Below are 20849 nucleotides of genomic sequence, written 5' to 3'. Positions count from 1 at the left end.
TTCGTGGCGAAACGCTTTTTGCGGCGATGCTTCGCAGTTGTCAACTCAGGCGCGCCGATGCAGGTCTGACGCCTGTCTCTTGCCGGGCACGCCGGGAAGGCCGAAACTAGGCCCATGAACACTGCTCCGAGCTACCTCACGAATCATCTCCTGATCGCCATGCCACACATGGGCGATCCGAATTTCGCACAGACCGTCATTTACCTGATCGAACACAGCGCGCAGGGCGCCATGGGTCTGGTGATCAATCGGCCCAATGGCCTGGACCTGGCCGATGTGCTCGAACAGCTGCGCCCCGATGACATCCCCACACCGGTCAGTCACGAGCAACCCATCTATGCCGGCGGCCCGGTGCAAACCGACCGCGGCTTCGTGCTGCACGACGGCGGCTGGCAGTTCCAGGCCACTTTGGAGCTTGGCGAGCTGGCGCTGTCCACCTCCCAGGATGCATTGTTCGCCATCGCCGACGGCACCGGCCCGGCACGCAGTCTGATTGCCCTCGGCTATTCCGGTTGGGATGCCGGGCAGCTGGAGGCCGAGCTGGCCGATAACGCCTGGCTGTGTTGCCCCAGCGATGCGCGCATTCTGTTTGAAATTCCCGCCGTGCAGCGCCTGCAAGCCGCCGCCGCCCATCTGGGCGTCGATCTCAGCTTGTTGAGCAGCCAGGTTGGCCACGCATGAGCGAGACGCCACGCCTGCTGCTGGGCTTCGATTACGGCAGCAAACAAATTGGCGTCGCGGTTGGCCAGGCGATCACTGCCCAAGCCCGCGAGCTGTGTGTGCTCAAGGCGCAAAACGGTGTGCCGGACTGGGCGCAGGTGGAAAAGCTGATCAAGGAGTGGCAGCCGGACGCCATTGTGGTCGGCTTGCCGCTAAACATGGACGGCACGCCCAGCGAGATGAGCGCCCGCGCAGAGAAGTTCGCCCGACGCCTGAACGGCCGCTTCAACCTACCCGTACACACCCATGACGAACGTCTGACCACCTTCGAGGCCAAGGGCCAACGCCTGGCCCAGGGCCAGCGTGGCGGCTACCGGGACAACCCGGTGGACGCCCTGGCCGCCGCCTTGCTACTCGAGGGGTGGCTCGAGCAAAACTGTTGATTCATTTTCCGGCCCGCCCGGGCCTTCCGCTTAGCAAGGAGAGCCCATGACTCTGCCCAACCCCGCCGAACTGTTGCCCCAGATGGCCCGCGACCTGCGTGCCCACCTCGCCCAGCGACAGATCAGTGAGCCGCGTTTCATCGGCATCCAGACGGGTGGGCTGTGGGTCGCCGAGGCGCTCCTCGCCGAGCTGGCCGAGCCCGGCCCGCTGGGCGTGCTCAATGTCTCCTTCTACCGCGATGATTTCAGCCAGCGCGGCCTGCATCCGGTGGTCAGCCCTTCGGCGCTGCCGTTCGAGGTAGAAGGCCAGCACCTGGTGCTGATCGATGATGTGCTGATGAGTGGGCGCACCGTGCGCGCGGCCCTCAACGAATTGTTCGACTATGGTCGTCCGGCCAGCGTGACGCTGGTCTGCCTGCTCGACCTGGACGCCCGCGAGTTGCCGATCCGCGCGGATGTCCTCGGCGCCAGCCTGTCGCTGGCACCCTCGGAACGGGTAAAATTGCTCGGCCCCGCGCCCCTGGCGCTTGAGCTCCAAGACCTCGCCGCCAATTGAGACCCCCCGCGATGCTGCCCACCGCCGCCAAGTGCCCGCTACAACTCAACTCCCACGGCCAGCTGCGCCATTTCCTGTCCCTCGACGATTTGCCCCGCGAATTGCTCACTGAGATCCTTGATACCGCCGATTCGTTTCTCGAGGTCGGCGCACGCGCGGTGAAAAAAGTGCCGCTGCTGCGTGGCAAGACGGTGTGCAACGTATTCTTCGAGAACTCCACACGCACCCGCACCACGTTCGAACTGGCGGCCCAGCGGCTATCCGCCGACGTGATCAGCCTGAACGTGTCGACCTCATCGACCAGCAAGGGCGAATCGCTGTTCGATACCCTGCGCAACCTTGAAGCCATGGCCGCCGACATGTTCGTGGTGCGTCACTCCGATTCCGGTGCGGCGCACTTCATTGCCGAACACGTGTGCCCTGATGTGGCGATCATCAACGGTGGCGACGGTCGTCATGCGCATCCCACTCAGGGCATGCTCGATATGTTGACCATCCGCCGTCACAAAGGCGGCTTCGAGAACCTGTCGGTGGCCATTGTCGGTGACATCCTGCACTCGCGGGTGGCGCGCTCGGACATGTTTGCCCTGCGCGCCCTGGGCTGCCGCGACATCCGCGTGATCGGCCCGAAGACGCTGCTGCCGGTCGGCCTGGAAGACTACGGCATGCGCGTGTTCACCAGCCTAAGCGAGGGCCTCAAGGATGTGGATGTGGTGATCATGCTGCGCCTGCAGCGCGAGCGCATGCACGGCGGTCTGCTGCCCAGCGAGGGCGAGTTCTACCGACTCTACGGCTTGAGCAGCGAACGCCTGGCGCTGGCCAAGCCGGATGCCATCGTCATGCATCCGGGACCGATCAACCGCGGCGTGGAAATCGAATCGGCGGTTGCCGATGGTCCGCAATCGGTGATTCTCAACCAGGTCACCTATGGCATCGCCGTGCGCATGGCGGTGCTGTCCATGACCATGAGCGGCCAGACCGCTGAACGCCAACTCGAATCCGAACGTGCTGCCGAGGAGCAGAATTGATGGCCACTCGTATCCTCGGTGCTCGCATCATCGACCCGGCCAGCGGTCTGGACCAGGTTTCTGACCTTTATATCGATGCCACCAAGCTGGTCGCCATCGGTCAGGCCCCGCAAGGTCTCAAGATCGATCAGGAAATCGATGCGCGCGGACTGATCGCCAGCCCCGGTCTGGTGGACCTGTCCGTGGCCCTGTGTGAGCCGGGTTACGGGCGCAAGGGCACGGTTGCCAGCGAAACCCTGGCTGCCGCCGCTGGGGGCGTCACCAGCCTGTGCTGCACGCCGCGCACCAAGCCGGTGCTGGACAGCGCCACCGTTGCCGAGCTGATTCTGGATCGCGCCCAGGAAGCCGGCCACGCCAAGGTGTTTCCTATCGGTGCGCTGAGCAAGGATCTGGCCGGTGAACAACTCGCCGAACTGGTCACTTTGCGTGATGCCGGTTGCGTGGCATTCAGCAACGGCCTCAATGGCTTCCCCAACAGTCGCAACTTGCTCCGCGCGCTGGAATACGCGGCGACGTTCGAGCTGACCGTGGTGTTCCATTCCCAGGATGCAGACCTGGCCGAAGGCGGCCTGGCCCACGAAGGCCCGACCGCCACACTGCTGGGCCTGGCCGGTATTCCGGAAAGCGCCGAAACCGTGGCCCTGGCGCGCAACCTGCTGCTGGCCGAGCAGGCCGGTGTGCGCGCGCACTTCACGCAATTGACCAGTGCGCGCGGCGTGCAGATGATTGCCGAGGCGCAGGCGCGTGGCCTGCCGGTTACCGCCGATGTGGCGCTGTATCAGTTGATTCTCACCGACGAGGCGCTGATCGATTTTTCCAGCTCTTACCATGTGCAGCCGCCGCTGCGTTCGCGTGCCGATCGCGAGGCGTTGCGCGAGGCGGTGAAGAGCGGGGTGATTTCGGCGATTGCCAGCCATCACCAGCCCCATGAGGCGGATGCCAAGCTGGCGCCGTTCGGCGCTACCGAAGCGGGGATCAGCAGCGTCGAGCTGCTGCTGCCGTTGGCCATGACGCTGGTGGAAGACGGCTTGCTCGATCTGCCGACCCTGTTGGCGCGCCTGTCCAGTGGTCCGGCCAAGGCGTTGCAACTGCCGGCGGGTCGCCTGGCGCTCGGTGCGCCGGCCGATCTGCTGCTGTTCGACCCAACGGTGAGCACCGTGGCCGGCGACAGCTGGTACTCCAAAGGCCGCAACTGTCCGTTCCTGGGACATTGCCTGCCGGGAAAGGTGCGTTACACGCTGGTGGATGGGCGCATCTGTTATCAGAGCTGAAAAGCCACTCACTGCCACTTGAATCGACCGCTACTAATAGAATCGGCCCCATCCATGCTTCATGGGTGGGGCCGATTCTTTTGTCTGGGTCGACGGAGCCAGGTTCTGGTTTTAACCGCGAATGTTCTGTTCGGAAATCTGGTTGTTAAGCGTCCAGAAGTCATACAGCACGCCGACGAAAAACAGCCCGCCGGTGAACAGGTAAATGATTCCAGTAATCCATTTGCCCTGGTACATGCGGTGCACACCGAATACGCCGAGGAAGGTCAGCAGAATCCAGGCGATGTTGTAATCCAGCCGCCCAGAGTTGAAGCGCAGGTCCGCTTCGCGGTCCATCGACGGAATTAGAAACAGGTCGATGATCCAGCCGACGAACAACAGGCCGAGGGTAAAGAACCAGATCGTGCCGGTGATCGGCTTGCCGTAGTAAAAGCGATGCGAGCCGAGAAAACCGAAAATCCACAGCAGATAGCCAACGGCTTTGCTGTGGGTATCGTGATAGCGCATGTCGCGTCTCCTGTTTGAAAAACTACCTGCATTGCCTCGCCTACGTTTTTCAACGGCCTGCTAGCGCACTCGTGCGCTGGCAAAGTCCTGGCGGCCGAACGGGCTGACCTGGTACCCCTCAACATTAGCGCGGGTCAGGGCGAACGCGGTGGGGTGGGCCAGAGGAATCCACAGTGCCTGTTCTTGAATGATGCGCTGCGCCTGCACGTACAGCCTGCTGCGCTCGGCCTGCACGCTCTGGGTCTTGCCCTGAGAAATCAACTGGTCGAGGCGCGGATCGCAATAGCGGGCGAAGTTCAGCCCCGACTGCACCGAGGCGCAGGCGAATTGCGGAGTAAGGAAGTTGTCCGGATCGCCGTTGTCGCCGGCCCAGCCCATGAACAGCAGATCATGCTCGCCGGCCTTGGCGCGGCGAATAAGCTCACCCCACTCGATCACACGAATCTCGGCCCGAACGCCGATCTGGGCCAGGTCCGCCTGCAACAGCTGGGCACCCTGGCTCGGATTGGGGTTGAGCAGGCTGCCCGAAGGCCGGGTCCAGATGGTCGTCTTGAAGCCGTCCGCCAAGCCGGCCTTGGTCAAGAGTTCGCGAGCCTTGGCCGGATCATGGGCATAGCCGGGCAAGTCGCCCGCGTAGCTCCAGGTGTTCGGCGGGTAAGGACCGCTGGCCGCACTGGCGCTGTCCTCGAATACCGCCTTGAGGTAACTGGCGCGGTCGAACGCCAGGTTGATCGCCTGGCGCACCTCGGGTTTGTCCAGCGGCGCATGCTGGGTGTTGATCGCTACGAAGGCAGTCATGAACGCCGGGGTCTGCACCACCTTGAGGTTGGGGTCGGTTTCGGCGCTGCGCACATCCTGCGGCTTGGGCGACAGGGCGATCTGGCATTCGTTGCGGCGCAGCTTCTGCAGGCGCACGTTAGCGTCCGGGGTAATGGCGAAGATCAGCGCATCAATCGCCGGCTTGCCGGCAAAATAGGCGGGATGGGCGACGTAGCGCACCGCAGCGTCCTTCTGAAAGCGTCGCAGCATGAACGGGCCGGTGCCGATGGGTTTCTGGTTCAGTTCGGCCAGCGTGCCGGCGGCCAGCAACTGGTCGGCGTATTCGGCGGAATAGATCGAGGCGAAGCCCATGCTCAGGGTGGCCAGAAAGGTGGCATCCGGGCGGGTCAGGGTGATGCGCACCTGGTGCGCTGTCGGCGCCTCGATGGATTTTACCAGCTCCGGCCATTGCATCGACTGGGCGTGGGGATAGCCGCTGGCCGCGCTGGCATGCCAGGGATGGTTGGCATCGAGCATGCGCTGGAAACTGAACAGCACGTCATCGGCATTTAACGTGCGCGAGGGGTTGAAATAGTCGGTGCGATGGAAGGCCACGTCATCGCGCAGCGTGAAGTCATAGGTCAGGCCATCGGCCGATACCTGCCAGCTGCTCGCCAGGCTGGGCAGCAGCTCGCCGCGCGTGGCGTCGAATTCCACCAGACGATTCATCAGCACGTCGGCTGAGGCGTTGGTCGTGGTCAGCGAGTTGTACTGCACCACGTCGAACCCTTCAGGACTGGCTTCGGTGCACACCGCAAGGGTGGCGGCCTGGGCCAGCCACGGTGCAAATAACAGGGGAAGAAGGGCAAGACGCATGAACATTTCCTTTAGAAGCGGCTTGGGAGCCGACTGTGTGGCCTACCCTAGACCATGCGCGAAGCAGGTACAACGCTGGGTTGGCGATGAACGGTGGTTCCCCCGGACTCGCGCTGTGCGCCACGCAAATGACGCTTATCGACGCTGTACGGCAGGTATTGAAATGTCAGGAATTCTTGCGACAGTTCGGTGCTTCTGATATAAAGCAGCGCTCTTTTCTAGGGGCCCGGTCCTGCGACAGCAGTGACTGCCGGTAAGACCCTGGCGAAATCCTGGCGCAACGCGCCAAAGCAAGAGATCAAGCGGCCAACCCATGCCGGGTTGGGCATGTGGTTTATAGAGGGCTGAGGCATGTCGAGAGTCTGTCAAGTTACCGGTAAGGGTCCGGTAACCGGGAACAACATTTCCCACGCAAACAACAAAACCCGTCGTCGTTTCCTGCCGAACCTGCAGCATCACCGCTTCTGGGTCGAGTCCGAGAACCGTTTCGTGCGTCTGCGCCTGAGCACCAAGGGCATGCGTATCATCGATAAGCGTGGCATTGACGTCGTTCTGGCCGAGCTGCGCGCCCGCGGCGAAAAGGTTTAAGGAGAATAATCATGCGTGACCTGATCCGTTTGGTGTCCAGCGCCGGTACCGGCCACTTCTACACCACCGACAAGAACAAGCGCACTACGCCCGACAAGATCGAGATCAAGAAGTACGATCCGGTCGTGCGTAAGCACGTGATCTACAAGGAAGCCAAGATCAAGTAATTGATCGGCCCTTGAAAAAAACCCGCCTTCCAGCGGGTTTTTTTATGCCTTGAATAACCTCAGGCCAAGGCCGAGCGCAGCGGCTGCACATGCCGGCGTTCCAGCTCGCTCAGCGTCGGGCAGCCGACCAGTCCGAGCGCCAGGCGCAACTCCTGCTCTAGCAAGCCGAGGGCACGGGCCGCGCCGGCCTGGCCACCGACCGCCACGCCAAACAGCGTGGCACGGCCGAGCAATACGCCGTCGGCACCCAGCGCACAGGCCTTGGCAATGTCGGTGCCGCGGCGAATACCGCTGTCGAGCAAAACCGACAGCTGGCCGCGCACTGCCTCGCTAATGGCTGGCAGGCAGTCGATGCTCGCCGGGGCGCCATCCAGCTGACGGCCGCCATGGTTGGTCACCACAATGCCGTCCAGGCCCAGCTCCACGCAGCGTCGCGCATCGGCGGCGGTTTGCACGCCCTTGAGCACCAGGCGGTGCGGCCATCGTTTGCGCAACCGGGCCAGGTGCTCCCAGCACAAACCGGGCTCCATCTTGTGGGCCATGAAATGCGCGGCGCCGGCGGTGTTCTTGGCATCGCCGGGCAGGTAAGCCAACAGGTTGCCCATCTTCGGCAGGCCCTGGGGCCACAAGGCCCGCTTGATCCAGCGCGGATGGCAGGCGACGTCGAGCTTGTTGCGCCAGGTGAGCTGCAGCGGTTTGGCAAAGTTGCGCCGGTCCCATTCGCGGTTGCCGATCAGCACCGCATCGCTGGTCAGCAGCAGAGTGCGGCAGCCGACCGCCTCGGCGCGGCGCAGCAGGTCGTCTTCGACAGCCGGGTCGTTCAGACTGTACAGCTGGTACCAGAGCTCAACGTCCGGCACGGCGGCGGCGACTTCTTCCAGGGAATTGCTCGAGACGGTGCTCAGGGTGAAAGGGATGCCCTTGTCGCGCGCCGCCCTGGCCAACAGGATGTCGGCATCCTTGTAGAGCATGCCATTGAAGCCGGTGGGGCCGATGGCCAGCGGCAGGGGGCGCTGCTGGCTGAGAAACGCGGTGCGGGTGTCGATCTGCGCGCAGGAGATCAGCGTCGACGGCAGCAGGCCGATCTCGGCGAAGGCCTGGCGATTGCGGCGCAGGGTGACTTCGTCCTCGGCACCGCCGGCCAAGTACTCCCAGGCGAAATGGGGCAGGTGCCGGCGTGCCATGTGTTCCAGTTCGGCAATACTCTGGGCGTGTTCAAAGCGAGTGTCATTACGGTAGCGCCGCATAAGCAATCCTTGGGTTGCGAAAAGGCAGAGGCAATCAGCGCTACCGGCCCGCAGCGGGCGCCAGCGCGCCGGCGAAGATTACCAGAGCGCTTGCTCGGGCGGTTCCGTTTGATAAAACGAACGTGGCAGGCCACATTTGTGGGCTGCTGTAAAAAATATTGAAAACGATTCGGCCACTGAGTAGGGTGCGGTAATCACCGGCCCCGTATACCGGCGGCCCCACAAAATAAGAGGAAGCCTCCATGAGCCTGACCCGCAGCGATTGGGAACAGCGTGCCACCACTCTGGTAATCGAAGGCGGCGCCTTCATTGATGGCGCCCTTCGCCCGGCAGTGTCCGGCGCCACGTTCGACTGCATCAGCCCGGTGGATGGCCGTGTGCTCGGTCAGGTGGCCAGCTGCGATCAGGCGGATGCTGAGGCGGCCGTACAGGTGGCCCGCGCACGCTTTGAGTCCGGCGTCTGGTCGCGCCTGGCGCCGGTCAAGCGCAAGCAGGTGATGATCCGCTTTGCCGACCTGATCGAGGCGCACCGCGAGGAACTGGCCCTGCTGGAAACCCTGGACATGGGCAAGCCGATCACCGATGCCCTGAAGGTCGACGTGACGGCCGCCGCGCGGGCGATCCGCTGGAGCGGCGAGGCGATCGACAAGATCTACGACGAAGTGGCGGCCACGCCCCATGACGAACTGGGTCTGGTGACCCGCGAGCCGATCGGCGTAGTGGCGGCCATCGTGCCGTGGAATTTCCCGATGATCATGAGCTGCTGGAAGCTCGGCCCGGCGCTGGCGGCGGGCAACTCAGTAATCCTCAAACCCTCGGAAAAATCGCCGCTGACCGGCATTCGCCTGGCCGCGCTGGCCCTCGAGGCGGGCATTCCGGCCGGGGTGTTCAACGTGTTGCCAGGCTTTGGGCATACCGTCGGCAAGGCGCTGGCGCTGCACATGGATGTCGATTGTCTGGTGTTCACCGGCTCGACCAAAGTGGCCAAGCAACTGATGATCTATGCCGGCGAGTCGAACATGAAGCGCGTCTGGCTGGAGGCGGGCGGCAAGAGCCCGAACATCGTCTTCGCCGACGCTCCCGATCTTGCAGCCGCCGCCGAGGCTGCCGCCAGCGCCATCGCCTACAACCAGGGCGAGGTGTGCACTGCCGGTTCGCGGCTGCTGGTCGAGCGTTCGATCAAAGACCAGTTCGTACCCATGGTGGTCGAGGCGCTCAAGCAATGGCGGCCGGGCCATCCCCTGGACCCGCAGACCCGCGTCGGCGCTATCGTCGATCAGCAGCAGCTGGGCAATGTGCTGGGCTTTATCGAGGCGGGTCGTGCCGAAGGCGCCCAGTTGCTGGTCGGTGGCCAGCGCGTTATGCAAGATACCGGCGGCACCTATGTCGAGCCGACCCTGTTCGACGGCGTGAGCAATGCGATGAAGATCGCCCGCGAGGAAATCTTCGGGCCGGTGCTCTCGGTGATCGCCTTCGACACGCCCGAGGAAGCGGTACAGATCGCCAACGACACGCCTTATGGGCTGGCGGCGGCGGTGTGGACCAGCAACCTGTCCAAGGCCCATTTGACCGCCAAGGCGCTGCGCGCCGGTAGCGTGTGGGTCAACCAGTACGACGGCGGCGACATGACCGCGCCGTTCGGCGGTTTCAAGCAGTCCGGCAACGGCCGCGACAAATCCCTGCACGCCTTCGACAAGTACACCGAACTCAAGGCCACCTGGATCAAGCTATGACCCGATGTACCCTTGGGTGCGCACTCGCTGTCTGTGTCTATCCGACACTGTCCGGTGGATGGGAAAAGCGCCATCCACCCTACGGGTTGCTGTAACCCGTAGGGTGGACAACCGTTGTGCGTTGTCCACCGCATGCGACCTGGATTTTCTATGCGTTGGTTAACTTATTTTGCCGTCTGCGGTGCGGTAATCAGCGTCGGTCTGGCGCTGGGCATCAGCCTGCCGCTGGTGTCGTTGCGCCTGGAAGCCTGGGGTTACGGGACCTTTGCCATTGGCGTGATGGCGGCGATGCCGGCCGTGGGCATTCTGGTGGGCTCGGCGCTGTCCGGGCGGCTCGCCCAGCGCCTGGGCAGCGCCCGGCTGATGCGCCTGTGCTTGCTGAGCGGGGCGGTGTCCGTAGGTCTGCTGGCGCTGTGGCCGCACTATTCGCTGTGGCTGCTGTTGCGGTTATGGCTGGGCATGTCGCTGACCGTGGTGTTCATCCTCGGTGAAAGCTGGATCAATCAACTGGCGGTGGAACATCTGCGCGGCCGGCTGGTGGCGTTGTACGGCACCGGCTATGCCCTCAGTCAGCTGTGCGGACCGCTGCTGCTCGGCGCATTGGGCAGTGATAGCGACACGGGATTCTGGTGCGGCGTTGGCTTGCTGGTCGGTGGCGCGCTGTTGCTGGTGGGGCGCGATGGCGCGCCTGAAGTGAGCAGTTATGACGCCAGCCTGCGGGGGCTGCTGCAGTTCTGTCGCAGCCTGCCGGCCATTGCCTGGGCGGTAGCGCTGTTCGCTGCGTTCGAGTCGATGGTGCTGACGTTGTTGCCGGTGTACGGCCTGCGCCAGGGGTTTGCCCCGGAAATCGCCTTGCTGATGGTCAGCGTGGTGGTGGTCGGCGATGCACTGCTGCAGTTGCCGATCGGCTGGCTCGCCGATCATGTATCGCGCCCGCTGTTGTTCCAGGGTTGCGCATTGGCGCTGTTACTCAGCAGCCTGGGCATTCCTGCCCTGTTGCACACGCCGCTGATCTGGCCGCTGTGGGTACTGTTCGGGGCCAGCGCCGGTGGCTTGTTCACCCTGTCGCTGATTTTGATCGGCGAACGGTATCGGGACAGCGAGCTGGTGCGCGCCAATGCCCATGTTTCGCAACTGTGGGGCATTGGCTGCCTGCTCGGTCCGCTGGCCACGGGAGCGGCCAGCCAGTGGATCAGCGGCCATGCCCTGCCGCTGTTGATGGCCCTGGGCGCCGGCGGGTTGGTAGTTCTGTTGCGCGGCAGGCATGGCTTGGCGCAACAGGCCAGCCCATAAGGAATAGAGCCGTTTCGCGTCGTGCCGCGTGCGGGGTCGTTACAACATTCGTTCCAGGCCGATCCAATCGGCCAACCAGGCATTCAGGCGGCGCCACAGGTTGCCGGGCTCGCGTTCGATACGCCGGGTAATGCCCTGGTCTTCGGCCATCCACACCAAGCGTGGCCGGGCGTCTTGTTCGTCCAGTTGCACCTCGTAGCTGATGGACGGCCGCATGCCTTCCAGGGTCAGGCGACGCACTTCGCCGGCCAGCGCGGGGCTGTCCACCAGCACGCCCACTTCGCTGTTCCACAGCACCGAGCGCGGATCGAAATTGAACGAGCCGATGAAGACTTTTTCCCCATCGATGACCAGCGCCTTGCTGTGCAGACTGGATTCGGACGAGCCGCTGAAGCTGTAGCTGCTTTCCTCGTCCGGCTGGCGGCGCAGCTCGAACACCCGGATGCCGTGCTTCAACAGGCTGATGCGGTAGGGCGCGTAGGCACCATGCACGGCGGGCACATCGGTGGCTTCCAGCGAGTTGGTCAACAGGCGTACATCGATGCCCTGATCCGCCCGGCGGGTGAGGTCCAGCAGGCCTTCGCGAGCGGGAATGAAATACGCCGAGACCAGCAGAAGTTCCTTGCGGATATGCGCCAGGTGGGGCGACAACTGAGTCGTGAGTAGCCAGTGTGGGTCCGGCTCACGCTCGGCGAGGATCTTGTTAGGCGCATCCCACAATGCCTGGCCGCGTGCCCAAATCAAGGATTCCAGCCAGCCTTGCAGTTGCGGTGTTTGCTGGTAGGCGAGCAGTGGCGCAATGCGCTGCGGTTCGTGTTGCTGGACGTCGGCGAGGTACTGGGTGAGTGTGCGGCGCGCCTTGTCCAGGGTCCGCTGAGAGGGCGGTCGGTAGAGAAAGTGCTGAATCGGCACGCTCAGGCGGTGATTCCAGAACTGGTCGAAGCTTTCCGCCAGGCTGACGGCCACCGGCCCGGCGGCGAGCAGGTCGATGTCGGCGAAGTTGAGTTGCGGCTGGGCATCGAAGTATTCGTCGCCCAGATTGCGCCCGCCGACAATGGCCACGCTGCTGTCGGCCAGCCATAACTTGTTGTGCATGCGCCGATGCTGGCGGTTGAGGTTGAACAGCCTGCCCAGGAGACGGGTGATGCCATTGCTGCGGCCCACATGCAGGGCATTGAACACGCGGATCTGAATGTTCGGGTGGGCGGCCAGCGTGGCAATTTCATAATCGCGCCCATCGCTTGCGGTGTCATCGAGCAAAACGCGCACCCGCACGCCGCGATCGGCGGCGCGCAGCAGTTCCTCGACCAGCAGGCTCGTGCTGAGGCCCTCGTGGACGATGTAGTACTGCAAATCGAGGCTGTGCCGGGCACGGCGGATCAGCTCGGCGCGGGCGCTGAACGCCTCGCTGCTGGAAGCCAGCAGGCGAAAGCCTGATTCGCCAGCCGGATGGGCTTGGGCCTGCTGGCGCAGCGTCAAGGCAATGGGTGACTCCCCCGGCGCCAGGGCTTGGCTGGGGATGGGTTGGGCAATGCTGGTACAGCCGGCGAGCCAGAGCAGGCCGAGCAGCAAATAGGTGTACACCTTGAGGTCTCGTCGATGACTGCGGGTGCCCTTTAGCGTAGCGGCAGATAGGCAGGCTGGGCGGGGGCTAGGCGTAGCGCCGCCGCCAGGCGGCTGGTGGCAGGCCGAAATGCTGGCGAAAAGCCCGATTGAGTGCGGCTTCCGAGGCGTAGCCGACTTCCTCGGCAATGCGTGCCAGGGTGCGGCCCTCGCGCAATTGCTGGGCGGCCAGCAGCAGGCGCCAGTGACATAAATAGCGCATCGGCGGTTGGCCGATCAGTTGGGTAAAACGCTCAGCGAAGGCTGAGCGCGACAGTCCGACTGCGCTGGCCAGCGCCTCGGTGGTCCAGTGGCGGGCGTGCTGGCCATGCAGCAGCGCCAGGGCCTTGCCGACCTGTGGGTCGCGCAGGCCGGCCAACCAGCCATGCTCGCGGTTTGACGAGGTGTCGAGGTAATGGCGCACGGCCTCGATGAAGAGCAGCTCGGCCAGCTTGCTGAGCGCGGTGACCGAGCCCGGCCGCTGCGAGGCAGCTTCCCGGGCGGCGCGCTGGAATGACTGCTCGATCCAGGCACCGTCGGCGATGCGCAACGTGAGGATGTCGGGCAGGGTGCGCAGCAGCGGATTGTCGGGCACCTCGCAACCGATGTAGCCGCAGATCACCTCTGTCGTGGCGCCTCCGCCACCGTAGCGCAGGTGGGCCAGCCCAGGACCGTCCGGCGGTTGCAGCAGATGATCGATAATCTGCACCGGTAGCTGTGTGGCGCTGGCGAGGATATGTGGCGGGTTGCGGGGTAACAGGATGATCTCACCCGCCTCGACAGCCAACGGCGGGGCTTCGCCGACGCTGAGCAGCAAGCGGCCGGCGAGTACATAGTGGTAGGCCATGAGATGAGCCGGAGGTAAGCCTTGGGAGCTGAAATCCTCGGGGCCAACTTGCGAGCGTATGCACCAGGGCGCGGTAAATTCGGCGTGCAGAAAGGCGCCTGCGGACAGGTGCACCGTCGTCAGCACGCTGGATAACGCATCCACGGCGGCCTCGCTTGGCGGCTGGATCAAAAATGCCGGCGTCTGGGCTATAGGCAGCCCTTGGCCTCTTTTTTACCGTAGCAGGCACGCGGTGACGGGAGCAGGCCGTACGGCAGCGCGTTGAGGAAACAGCCATATGAGGATCATCCAATGACGATGCGCGACCCTATGGGACTGGAGATTTCCGGTGCCGATCACGACAGCTTGCACCACTATCAAGATGCCCTGACACACTTTCAGTGTTATGTCGGCGACCCGCTGGTTACCCTCGACGCCGCCCAGGCGCAGCGCCCGGAGATGATCATGGCCCACGTGCTGCGGGCCTGGCTGAACCTGCTGGGCACCGAGCCCGATGGCCTGGTCGCGGCGCGCGCGGCCTATCGGCAGGCCGTGGCTTTGCCGCACAACGCACGCGAGCAGGGACACCTGAAGGCCATCGGCGCGCTGCTCGACGGGCGCTGGAAGGAGGCCGGCGCGTTGTTGGAGGATGTGAGCATCGCCTGGCCGCTGGATGTTCTTGCCCTGCAGGCCGGCCATCTGGTGGATTTCTTCTGCGGTAATGGACGCATGCTGCGCGACCGCATCAGCCGCGCACTGCCGGAATGGCAGGCACAAATGCCGGGCTATCATGTACTGCTTGGCATGCACGCGTTCGGCCTGGAGGAAAACGCCGATTACCTCGCCGCCGAGCGAGCTGGGCGGCGTGCCGTCGAGCTACAGCCACGCGATGGGTGGGCGCAGCATGCGGTGGCCCATGTGTTGGAGATGCAAAACCGCCCGCGCGAAGGCATCGCCTGGATGCGCGAGCGCCAATCGCACTGGGCGGGTGACAGCTTCTTCCAGGTGCATAACTGGTGGCATCTGGCACTGTTCCATCTGGACCTTGAGCAGTTCGACGAGGTGCTGGCGCTGTTCGACGGCCCGGTCTTCGGCGCCCGCTCGGCGTTGGTGCTCGATCTGGTGGATGCTTCAGCGCTGCTCTGGCGCCTGCAACTGCTCGGCGTGGACGTGGGCGAACGCTGGCGCGCGGTGGCGGATCTCTGGACGCCGCATGCGGACGTCGGCCTCTATGCGTTCAACGACGCCCACGCCATGCTGGCCTTCGTCAGCGCCGGGTACAGTGCGCAGGCTGAGGCGGTGCTGGCGGCGCAGCAGCGAGTGATCGAGACGTGTGCAAGCGACAACCGGCAGTTCAGCGGCGAAGTGGGGTATCCGCTGTGCCGGGCGATCCAGGCCTTCGCCGTTGGCGAGTATGTTAACTGCGTGCGCCTGCTCCGACCGCTGCGTTCCATCGCTCAGCGTTTCGGCGGCAGTCACGCGCAGCGCGACCTGATTGACCTGACCCTGTTCGAAGCGGCGCGGCGTAGTGGCCAATCTGAGCTGGCACGGGCGCTGGCCAACGAGCGACGGCTGGCTCGGCCGAACAGCGCGCAAACGCGCCGCCTGGCCCTCAGGGCGAGCCAGACCGAGGCGGCCTGAGGGCGTGGGTTAGCTCAGCTCCTTGAGGCGATGCCAGAGCATGCCCAGTGCCAGCAACGGCGAGCGCAACAGACGCCCGCCGGGGAAGGTGACGTGGGGCACCTGGGCGAACAGCTCGAAGCCGCGGCTGTGCTGTTCGGCAATGGCTTCGCCGAGCAGTTTGCCGGCCAGGTGGGTGGCATTCAGGCCGTGACCGGCATAGGCCTGGGCGTAATACACGTTGGGGTGCTCGCGCAGCCGGCCGATCTGCGGCAGGCGGTTGGCGCCGATGCCGATCATCCCGCCCCACTGGTACTCGATGCGCACGTTGGCCAGTTGCGGAAAGACCTTGAGCATCTTCGGCCGCATGTACGCGGCGATGTCCTTGGGGTCGCGCCCGGAGTAATGGCAGGCGCCGCCGAACAGCAGGCGATGGTCGGCGGACAGGCGATAGTAATCCAGGGCCACGCGCTGGTCGCTCAGCGCCATGTTCTGCGGAATCAATTCATGTGCGTGTTCGGGGCTCAGCGGCTCGCTGGCAATGATGTAGCTGCCGGCGGGCAACACCTTGCCGCCAATGGCGGGTTCCAGGTCGTTGAGGTAGGCGTTGCAGGCCAGTACCAGCGTATCGGCACGCACCTGACCTTGGGCTGTGTGCACGCTGACCTGCGGCCCATGCTCGATGCGCGTCACCGCCGAATGCTCGTGCAGGCGCACGCCCAGCGCGGCGGCTGCGGCGGCTTCACCCAGCGCCAGGTTGAGCGGGTGCAGGTGACCGGAGCCCATGTCGATCAGCCCGCCGACATAGCGCTCCGAACCCACCACCTCGTGCATCTGCCCAGGCTGCAGCAGGCGCAGCTCATGGCGATAACCCAGGCTGCGCAATTCCTCGGCGTCGGCGGCAAACCCTTCGAGATCGGCGGGCTTGTTGGCCAAGTCGCAGTAGCCCCAGGTCAGGTCGCAGTCGATGGCATACTGCTTGATGCGCTGGCGCACGATGTCCACCGCTTCCAGCCCCATCAATTTCAGCTCACGAACGCCATCTTCACCGAGCAGAGGCAAGAAGCGCTCGACCTCATGGCCTACGCCACGAATCAGTTGCCCGCCGTTGCGCCCGCTGGCGCCCCAGCCGATCTGCCGCGCCTCCAGCAGCACTACCGAGAGGCCCCGCTCGGCCAGTTCGATGGCGGTATTCAGCCCGGAAAAACCACCGCCAACAATGCACACGTCAGCCTGCACCGCTTCACGAAGGGCCGGAAATTGCAGAGTAGGGCGGTTGCGCGTGGCTGCGTAATAAGAGGCGGCGTGCTGCTCCGGGGCATGGGCGGGCATAACGAGATCCTAGGTGCGCGGGTGTGTGGAAATTTTTACGCAGAGTAAGGCGCCCGCCGCCCGCTTGCCAATCATCAAAAACGGGCCGCTGAGCCGAGCAGGTTGTGGCCGCTCGCCTGGCTAGGCAAGCTGATGGCCACAGAGTCCCGCCGGAGAGCCCATCGATGTCCTGTAACAGCCAGAAAATTTGCGCCTTGCGTGGGCAGATCCCCGTCTTCGCCTGCGTGCCGGGTTGTCACGACTGTTGCGGTCCGGTGACCGCGTCGTCGGAGGAAATGGCCCGCCTGCCGGTCAAAAGCGACGCCGAGCATGACGCAGCATGGGCCGAACTGAACTGCGTGCATCTGGGGGCCAACGGTTGCGAGGTGTATGACGAACGTCCGCTGATCTGCCGGCTGTTCGGCACCACGCCGCGCATGCCGTGCCCAAATGGCCGTCGCCCCGATGAATGGGTCGAGCCGCACATCGAGGCCGGGGTGCATCGGCTGATTGCCACGACTCGGCAGGTGTTGGTGTAGCTCACCGTAACCTGTGCGCAGTAAGTGGATGGCCTCGCCCCGCCGTGTGCGGTTGTCCACCGAGCGAGGCACTGGTGGATGTACAAAGCGACATCCACCCTACGAGTGGCGATGCTGCTTACGGGTTCAGCATGTAGGGTGGACAACGTTTTTCTTGTCCACCGAGCGGTGCCCAGGGTGGATGTACAAGCGACATCCATCCTACAGCTTGCCCGTGTGCGGTGAGCGACGCCTATGGCAGCGCCGCGCATTATGTTTAGCCCGGCACCGGCAGTTTCAGGGTCTCCTTGACCTCTTCCATGACGATATAGCTCTTCGACTCGCGCACATGGGGCAGCTTGAGGAGGATGTCGCCGAGCAGCTTGCGGTAAGAGGCCATCTCCGAGATGCGGGCCTTGATCAGGTAGTCGAAGTCGCCGGAGACCAGGTGGCATTCCAGCACCTGCGGTAGTTTGAGCACGGCGCGGCGGAATTCTTCGAAGATATCCCCTGACTTGTACGCAAGATTGATCTCGACGAAGACCAGCAGGTCGGCTTTCAGGTGATGGGGATTGAGCTGCGCGCTGTAGCCCATGATCACCCCCTCGCGCTCCAAGCGCCGCACCCGCTCCGTGCAGGGCGTGGTGGACAGGCCGACTCGCTCACCCAGCTCGGTAAAGGAGATACGCCCTTCGTCCTGCAGGATGCGCAGGATGCTGCGGTCGATCTTATCCAGATCATGACGGGCCCGACGCGGGGTTTTCATGAATATTTACCTCTATTAAAGGCATTATTGCCGTGACTTAACGGCAAATATAGCCAGTTATATAGTGAATATCACTACTTGCGCTTTCTTATACTCGGGCTCTTGTGCGGCGCCGTCTGTGCCCGCCATCAGAATCGAGGAGGTTGTGTCATGCGTGTACTGGTACTTGGCAGCGGTGTGATTGGCACGACCAGCGCCTATTACCTGGCCCGTGCGGGCTTTGAAGTAACGGTGGTGGATCGCCAGCCCGCGCCGGCTCAGGAAACCAGCTTTGCCAATGCCGGGCAGATATCTCCGGGTTATGCCTCACCATGGGCGGCCCCGGGCATTCCACTCAAGGCCATCAAGTGGATGCTGCAAAAGCATGCGCCGCTGGCTATTCGTCCCACCGCTGACATCAACCAGTACCTGTGGATGCTGCAGATGCTGCGCAACTGCACGGCCAGCCGTTATGCGGTGAACAAAGAGCGCATGGTGCGCCTGTCGGAATACAGCCGCGATTGCCTCGACGAGCTGCGCGCAGAAACCGGCATTGCCTATGAAGAGCGTCAGCTGGGCACCACTCAGTTGTTCCGCACCCAGGCCCAAGTGGATGCCGCCGCTAAGGATATCGCCGTTCTCGAACAGTCCGGCGTGCCTTACGAAGTACTGGATCGTGCCGGTATCGCCCGCGTTGAGCCGGCCCTGGCCGCCGTGACCGACAAGCTGGCCGGTGCCCTGCGGCTGCCCAATGACCAGACTGGCGACTGCCAGCTGTTTACCACGCGTTTGGCGGAAATGGCCAAAGAGCTGGGTGTCGAATTCCGTTTCGGACAGAACATCGAGCGCCTTGAAGGCGACGGTAATCGCCTTGCCGGTGTCTGGATCGACGGCACGCTGGAAACCGCCGACCATTACGTGCTGGCTCTGGGCAGCTACAGTCCGCAACTACTCAAGCCGCTGGGCATCAAGGCGCCGGTGTATCCGCTCAAGGGCTATTCCCTCAGCGTGCCGATCACCAATGCCGAGATGGCGCCCACCTCGACCATCCTTGACGAGACCTACAAGGTGGCCATTACCCGTTTCGACCAGCGCATTCGGGTGGGCGGCATGGCCGAAGTTTCAGGTTTCGATCTGAGCCTCAATCCGAGTCGCCGGGCCACGCTGGAAATGATTACCGCCGACCTGTATCCGCAGGGTGGCGATCTGGCCAAGGCCGAATTCTGGACGGGCTTGCGCCCGGCCACGCCGGACGGTACGCCCATCGTGGGTGCGACCCGTTACACCAACCTGTTCCTGAATACCGGTCACGGCACGCTGGGCTGGACCATGGCCTGTGGCTCAGGCCGCCTGCTGGCCGACCTGTTGGCCGCCAAGCGCCCGCAGATCAGCACCGAAGGTCTGGATATTTCTCGCTACGGCGACACCCAGGAGGCCCTTGATGGCAATACAGCGTCTGCACACTGACAAACGGATGAGTCAGGTCGTTATCCATCGCGACACCGTCTATCTTGCGGGTCAGGTAGCCAATGACCTGAGCGCCGATATCGAGCAACAGACCCGCGAAACTCTGGCGATGGTCGAGCAGCTGTTGCTTGAAGCGGGAACCGACAAGCATCATGTGCTATCGGTGACCCTTTACCTGAAGGACATTGATGCCCACTTCGCGGCCATGAACGCGGTGTGGGATCAATGGTTGCCTGACGGCGTCGCGCCTGCGCGCGCCACTGTTCAGGCCGCCCTGTGCGAGCCGGAGATTCTTATAGAAGCCACGGTAGTCGCCGCCCTGCCAGGCTGACTCGAGACGTTCTCATGCGGTCACCAATAAATCTAAAAAAGAGATGATGTAGTAATGAATAAGCAGTCGATTCAAATAGCGCTTGCGTACATGTCAGTGGTGATTGGCGGAGGCTTTGCCTCCGGCCAGGAGGTGCTGCAGTTTTTCACTCACTTCGGCGTGATAGGTGTTGCTGGCACCGTGATCAGCGCTCTGCTGTTCGCTTTCATCGGCATGCAGATCGCCCGCATGAGTTCGAAAATGCAGGCCGATTCCCACAAACAGGTGCTGAGCAGGCTATTTGGCGCGAAAGCCGGCCTGGGCGTCGACCTGGTGTTGTCGTTCTTCCTGTTCGGCGTCGGTGTGGTGATGTTGGCGGGCAGCGGCTCTACCTTGAGCCAACAGTTTGGTCTGCCCCCCTTGGCGGGCGCGATCTTGCTGACAGTGCTGGCCGTTCTGACTCTGTGCCTGAACGTGAAGCGCATCATTCACCTCATTAGCGTGGTGATGCCGTTCCTGCTGACCATGGTGCTGCTGATCACTGCTTACTCGATTTTCAACTACAACGCACCGCTGGAAACGCTGGAAGCCGTGGCGACCAGCAATACCGATAAGGCGTCGTCGAATTGGTTCCTCAGCGCGCTGCTCTATGCCTCGTTCAACATCGCCGTGGGCTTCCCCATGCTGGCGGTGATCGGCGGCCTGACCAAGCAGCCCAAGGCTGCAGCCATTGGCGGCGTCGTGGGCGGTCTGGGCCTGGGAGCATTGATCCTGACCCTGAACGTCGGTCTGTTCGCCAATATCAACCAGCTGCAGGGTGTTGAACTGCCGACCCTGGCACTGGCCGGGCGTATCGCGCCGTGGCTCAGCGTGCTGATGTCGCTGTCGCTGATCTGCATGATCTACAGCACCGCGGTGGGCATGTTCTTCGCCTTCAGCGCGCGCTTCGCGCGTCCGGAAACCACCCGCTTCAAACTGGTGAGCCTGGTCTCCATCCTGATCGGCCTGGGCCTGAGCCAGGTGGGCTTCACCAAGCTGGTGGGCACGGTTTATCCGCTGCTGGGCTACGTGGGCCTTGCGCTGATCCTGGCCATCGCCTTCAGCTGGATTCGCGGTCGCTCTGCTGATGCGGCGGCCCAGAAGGCTGAGCTGGAAGCTTCGCTCTAACCGGCGCGCATCATCCGAACGCCCCGGCACGCGAGTGCCGGGGCGTTTTTGTTTTACCGCCTGGCACTGTGTACGCCAATCGCGGGATGACGCGTTGTAAATTCTGAACACTGTTGCGATGATTGTCCGATTCTTTCCATCCAGCCTTTTTCTTG

Annotated in this window: 21 protein-coding genes; 14 read left to right on the top strand and 7 right to left on the bottom strand. The window is 63.4% G+C overall.

Annotation, left to right across the window (positions count from 1 at the left end; translation table 11 throughout):
* The first annotated feature begins 114 nt into the window (after positions 1–114).
* Genes ACTV8E_RS08005 through ACTV8E_RS07985 form a run of 5 tightly spaced genes read left to right on the top strand, consistent with a single transcriptional unit; the run spans position 115 to position 3958 of the window.
* Complete coding sequence (locus tag ACTV8E_RS08005; RefSeq protein ID WP_251834459.1) at positions 115–681, top strand: YqgE/AlgH family protein; 567 nt, start codon at positions 115–117, stop codon at positions 679–681.
* The gene (ruvX, locus tag ACTV8E_RS08000) at positions 678–1103 is read left to right on the top strand and encodes a Holliday junction resolvase RuvX (RefSeq protein ID WP_251834460.1); all 426 of its coding nucleotides are present in this window, start codon (positions 678–680) and stop codon (positions 1101–1103) included. The genes ACTV8E_RS08005 and ruvX overlap by 4 nt, the downstream gene beginning before the upstream one ends.
* Positions 1104–1149: 46 nt before the next feature.
* Positions 1150–1659, top strand: a complete 510-nt coding sequence (gene pyrR, locus ACTV8E_RS07995) for a bifunctional pyr operon transcriptional regulator/uracil phosphoribosyltransferase PyrR (protein ID WP_251834461.1) — start codon at positions 1150–1152, stop codon at positions 1657–1659.
* Between the two features lie 11 nt (positions 1660–1670).
* On the top strand, positions 1671–2687 hold the full coding sequence (locus ACTV8E_RS07990) for an aspartate carbamoyltransferase catalytic subunit (protein ID WP_251834462.1): 1017 nt from the start codon (positions 1671–1673) through the stop codon (positions 2685–2687).
* Positions 2687–3958 carry a dihydroorotase gene (locus tag ACTV8E_RS07985; RefSeq protein WP_443199131.1) on the top strand — a complete coding sequence of 424 codons (1272 nt, stop codon included), beginning with the start codon at positions 2687–2689 and terminating at the stop codon, positions 3956–3958. The genes ACTV8E_RS07990 and ACTV8E_RS07985 overlap by 1 nt, the downstream gene beginning before the upstream one ends.
* Positions 3959–4069: 111 nt before the next feature.
* Here the strand turns inward: ACTV8E_RS07985 and ACTV8E_RS07980 are convergent, their stop codons facing one another.
* Together ACTV8E_RS07980 and ACTV8E_RS07975 are read right to left on the bottom strand one after the other, a co-directional pair.
* Positions 4070–4465: an NINE protein gene (locus ACTV8E_RS07980; protein ID WP_251834464.1), complete on the bottom strand. Its 396-nt coding sequence runs from the start codon at positions 4463–4465 to the stop codon at positions 4070–4072.
* A 60-nt stretch (positions 4466–4525) separates the two neighbouring features.
* The gene (locus ACTV8E_RS07975) at positions 4526–6100 is read right to left on the bottom strand and encodes an ABC transporter substrate-binding protein (RefSeq protein ID WP_443199130.1); all 1575 of its coding nucleotides are present in this window, start codon (positions 6098–6100) and stop codon (positions 4526–4528) included.
* Between the two features lie 351 nt (positions 6101–6451).
* On the opposite strand from ACTV8E_RS07975, the gene rpmB reads away from it, so the two are divergent.
* Together rpmB and rpmG are read left to right on the top strand one after the other, a co-directional pair.
* Positions 6452–6688 carry a 50S ribosomal protein L28 gene (gene rpmB / locus ACTV8E_RS07970; RefSeq protein WP_013793374.1) on the top strand — a complete coding sequence of 79 codons (237 nt, stop codon included), beginning with the start codon at positions 6452–6454 and terminating at the stop codon, positions 6686–6688.
* Positions 6689–6699: 11 nt separating this feature from the next.
* Positions 6700–6855 (top strand): 50S ribosomal protein L33, encoded by a 156-nt coding sequence (rpmG, locus tag ACTV8E_RS07965; protein ID WP_014854577.1) that lies wholly within the window; start codon positions 6700–6702, stop codon positions 6853–6855.
* A gap of 59 nt (positions 6856–6914) precedes the next feature.
* Here rpmG and ACTV8E_RS07960 read toward each other — a convergent pair whose 3' ends face one another.
* On the bottom strand, positions 6915–8102 hold the full coding sequence (locus tag ACTV8E_RS07960) for an alpha-hydroxy acid oxidase (RefSeq protein ID WP_443199129.1): 1188 nt from the start codon (positions 8100–8102) through the stop codon (positions 6915–6917).
* A 242-nt stretch (positions 8103–8344) separates the two neighbouring features.
* Here ACTV8E_RS07960 and ACTV8E_RS07955 point away from each other — a divergent pair, with 242 nt between their 5' ends.
* Together ACTV8E_RS07955 and ACTV8E_RS07950 are read left to right on the top strand one after the other, a co-directional pair.
* Positions 8345–9835 carry an aldehyde dehydrogenase gene (locus tag ACTV8E_RS07955; protein ID WP_251834467.1) on the top strand — a complete coding sequence of 497 codons (1491 nt, stop codon included), beginning with the start codon at positions 8345–8347 and terminating at the stop codon, positions 9833–9835.
* Between the two features lie 150 nt (positions 9836–9985).
* Entirely contained in the window at positions 9986–11128 is a 1143-nt protein-coding gene (locus tag ACTV8E_RS07950) for an MFS transporter (RefSeq protein WP_443199128.1), read from the top strand.
* Between the two features lie 39 nt (positions 11129–11167).
* Here ACTV8E_RS07950 and ACTV8E_RS07945 read toward each other — a convergent pair whose 3' ends face one another.
* Together ACTV8E_RS07945 and ACTV8E_RS07940 are read right to left on the bottom strand one after the other, a co-directional pair.
* On the bottom strand, positions 11168–12712 hold the full coding sequence (locus ACTV8E_RS07945) for a phospholipase D family protein (RefSeq protein ID WP_443199127.1): 1545 nt from the start codon (positions 12710–12712) through the stop codon (positions 11168–11170).
* Positions 12713–12779: 67 nt separating this feature from the next.
* Positions 12780–13721: an AraC family transcriptional regulator gene (locus ACTV8E_RS07940; protein WP_251834470.1), complete on the bottom strand. Its 942-nt coding sequence runs from the start codon at positions 13719–13721 to the stop codon at positions 12780–12782.
* A 147-nt stretch (positions 13722–13868) separates the two neighbouring features.
* Between ACTV8E_RS07940 and ACTV8E_RS07935 the strand changes: the two genes are divergently transcribed.
* Positions 13869–15197, top strand: coding sequence for a tetratricopeptide repeat protein (locus ACTV8E_RS07935; protein WP_443199126.1), 1329 nt, complete (start codon positions 13869–13871; stop codon positions 15195–15197).
* Positions 15198–15206: 9 nt separating this feature from the next.
* Here the strand turns inward: ACTV8E_RS07935 and ACTV8E_RS07930 are convergent, their stop codons facing one another.
* Positions 15207–16508 (bottom strand): NAD(P)/FAD-dependent oxidoreductase, encoded by a 1302-nt coding sequence (locus ACTV8E_RS07930; protein WP_443199125.1) that lies wholly within the window; start codon positions 16506–16508, stop codon positions 15207–15209.
* 164 nt (positions 16509–16672) lie between these two features.
* Between ACTV8E_RS07930 and ACTV8E_RS07925 the strand changes: the two genes are divergently transcribed.
* Positions 16673–17026: a YkgJ family cysteine cluster protein gene (locus ACTV8E_RS07925; protein ID WP_443199124.1), complete on the top strand. Its 354-nt coding sequence runs from the start codon at positions 16673–16675 to the stop codon at positions 17024–17026.
* Between the two features lie 256 nt (positions 17027–17282).
* On the opposite strand, the gene ACTV8E_RS07920 is transcribed toward ACTV8E_RS07925, so the two are convergent.
* Entirely contained in the window at positions 17283–17771 is a 489-nt protein-coding gene (locus ACTV8E_RS07920; RefSeq protein WP_443199123.1) for an Lrp/AsnC ligand binding domain-containing protein, read from the bottom strand.
* Positions 17772–17921: 150 nt separating this feature from the next.
* Here ACTV8E_RS07920 and dadA point away from each other — a divergent pair, with 150 nt between their 5' ends.
* From dadA to ACTV8E_RS07905, 3 genes are read left to right on the top strand one after another with little or no spacing between them, the layout of a single operon-like run.
* The gene (gene dadA / locus ACTV8E_RS07915; protein WP_443199122.1) at positions 17922–19217 is read left to right on the top strand and encodes a D-amino acid dehydrogenase; all 1296 of its coding nucleotides are present in this window, start codon (positions 17922–17924) and stop codon (positions 19215–19217) included.
* A complete protein-coding gene (locus ACTV8E_RS07910; protein WP_251834476.1) occupies positions 19192–19548 on the top strand; it encodes a RidA family protein in 357 nt (118 codons plus the stop codon). The genes dadA and ACTV8E_RS07910 overlap by 26 nt, the downstream gene beginning before the upstream one ends.
* Positions 19549–19602: 54 nt before the next feature.
* The gene (locus ACTV8E_RS07905; protein WP_251834477.1) at positions 19603–20694 is read left to right on the top strand and encodes a YkvI family membrane protein; all 1092 of its coding nucleotides are present in this window, start codon (positions 19603–19605) and stop codon (positions 20692–20694) included.
* Positions 20695–20849 lie beyond the last annotated feature (155 nt).

The organism is Pseudomonas sp. B392_1p (assembly GCF_052245235.1).
Classification (GTDB): Bacteria; Pseudomonadota; Gammaproteobacteria; order Pseudomonadales; family Pseudomonadaceae; genus Serpens; species Serpens gallinarum.
Note: the sequence above shows the minus strand (reverse complement) of the source record. Positions and strands in the feature narration are given on the sequence as shown.

Coding starts and splice junctions, on each gene's coding strand:
- ACTV8E_RS07935 (WP_443199126.1), top strand. CDS start 13,869: ATGACGATGCGCGACCCTATGGGACTGGAGATTTCCGGTGCCGATCAC.
- ACTV8E_RS07960 (WP_443199129.1), bottom strand. CDS start 8,102: ATGCGGCGCTACCGTAATGACACTCGCTTTGAACACGCCCAGAGTATT.
- ACTV8E_RS07905 (WP_251834477.1), top strand. CDS start 19,603: ATGAATAAGCAGTCGATTCAAATAGCGCTTGCGTACATGTCAGTGGTG.
- ACTV8E_RS07980 (WP_251834464.1), bottom strand. CDS start 4,465: ATGCGCTATCACGATACCCACAGCAAAGCCGTTGGCTATCTGCTGTGG.
- ACTV8E_RS07920 (WP_443199123.1), bottom strand. CDS start 17,771: ATGAAAACCCCGCGTCGGGCCCGTCATGATCTGGATAAGATCGACCGC.
- ruvX (WP_251834460.1), top strand. CDS start 678: ATGAGCGAGACGCCACGCCTGCTGCTGGGCTTCGATTACGGCAGCAAA.
- dadA (WP_443199122.1), top strand. CDS start 17,922: ATGCGTGTACTGGTACTTGGCAGCGGTGTGATTGGCACGACCAGCGCC.
- rpmG (WP_014854577.1), top strand. CDS start 6,700: ATGCGTGACCTGATCCGTTTGGTGTCCAGCGCCGGTACCGGCCACTTC.
- ACTV8E_RS07955 (WP_251834467.1), top strand. CDS start 8,345: ATGAGCCTGACCCGCAGCGATTGGGAACAGCGTGCCACCACTCTGGTA.
- ACTV8E_RS07910 (WP_251834476.1), top strand. CDS start 19,192: ATGGCAATACAGCGTCTGCACACTGACAAACGGATGAGTCAGGTCGTT.
- ACTV8E_RS07985 (WP_443199131.1), top strand. CDS start 2,687: ATGGCCACTCGTATCCTCGGTGCTCGCATCATCGACCCGGCCAGCGGT.
- pyrR (WP_251834461.1), top strand. CDS start 1,150: ATGACTCTGCCCAACCCCGCCGAACTGTTGCCCCAGATGGCCCGCGAC.
- ACTV8E_RS07975 (WP_443199130.1), bottom strand. CDS start 6,100: ATGCGTCTTGCCCTTCTTCCCCTGTTATTTGCACCGTGGCTGGCCCAG.
- ACTV8E_RS07925 (WP_443199124.1), top strand. CDS start 16,673: ATGTCCTGTAACAGCCAGAAAATTTGCGCCTTGCGTGGGCAGATCCCC.
- ACTV8E_RS07990 (WP_251834462.1), top strand. CDS start 1,671: ATGCTGCCCACCGCCGCCAAGTGCCCGCTACAACTCAACTCCCACGGC.
- rpmB (WP_013793374.1), top strand. CDS start 6,452: ATGTCGAGAGTCTGTCAAGTTACCGGTAAGGGTCCGGTAACCGGGAAC.
- ACTV8E_RS08005 (WP_251834459.1), top strand. CDS start 115: ATGAACACTGCTCCGAGCTACCTCACGAATCATCTCCTGATCGCCATG.
- ACTV8E_RS07930 (WP_443199125.1), bottom strand. CDS start 16,508: ATGCCCGCCCATGCCCCGGAGCAGCACGCCGCCTCTTATTACGCAGCC.
- ACTV8E_RS07950 (WP_443199128.1), top strand. CDS start 9,986: ATGCGTTGGTTAACTTATTTTGCCGTCTGCGGTGCGGTAATCAGCGTC.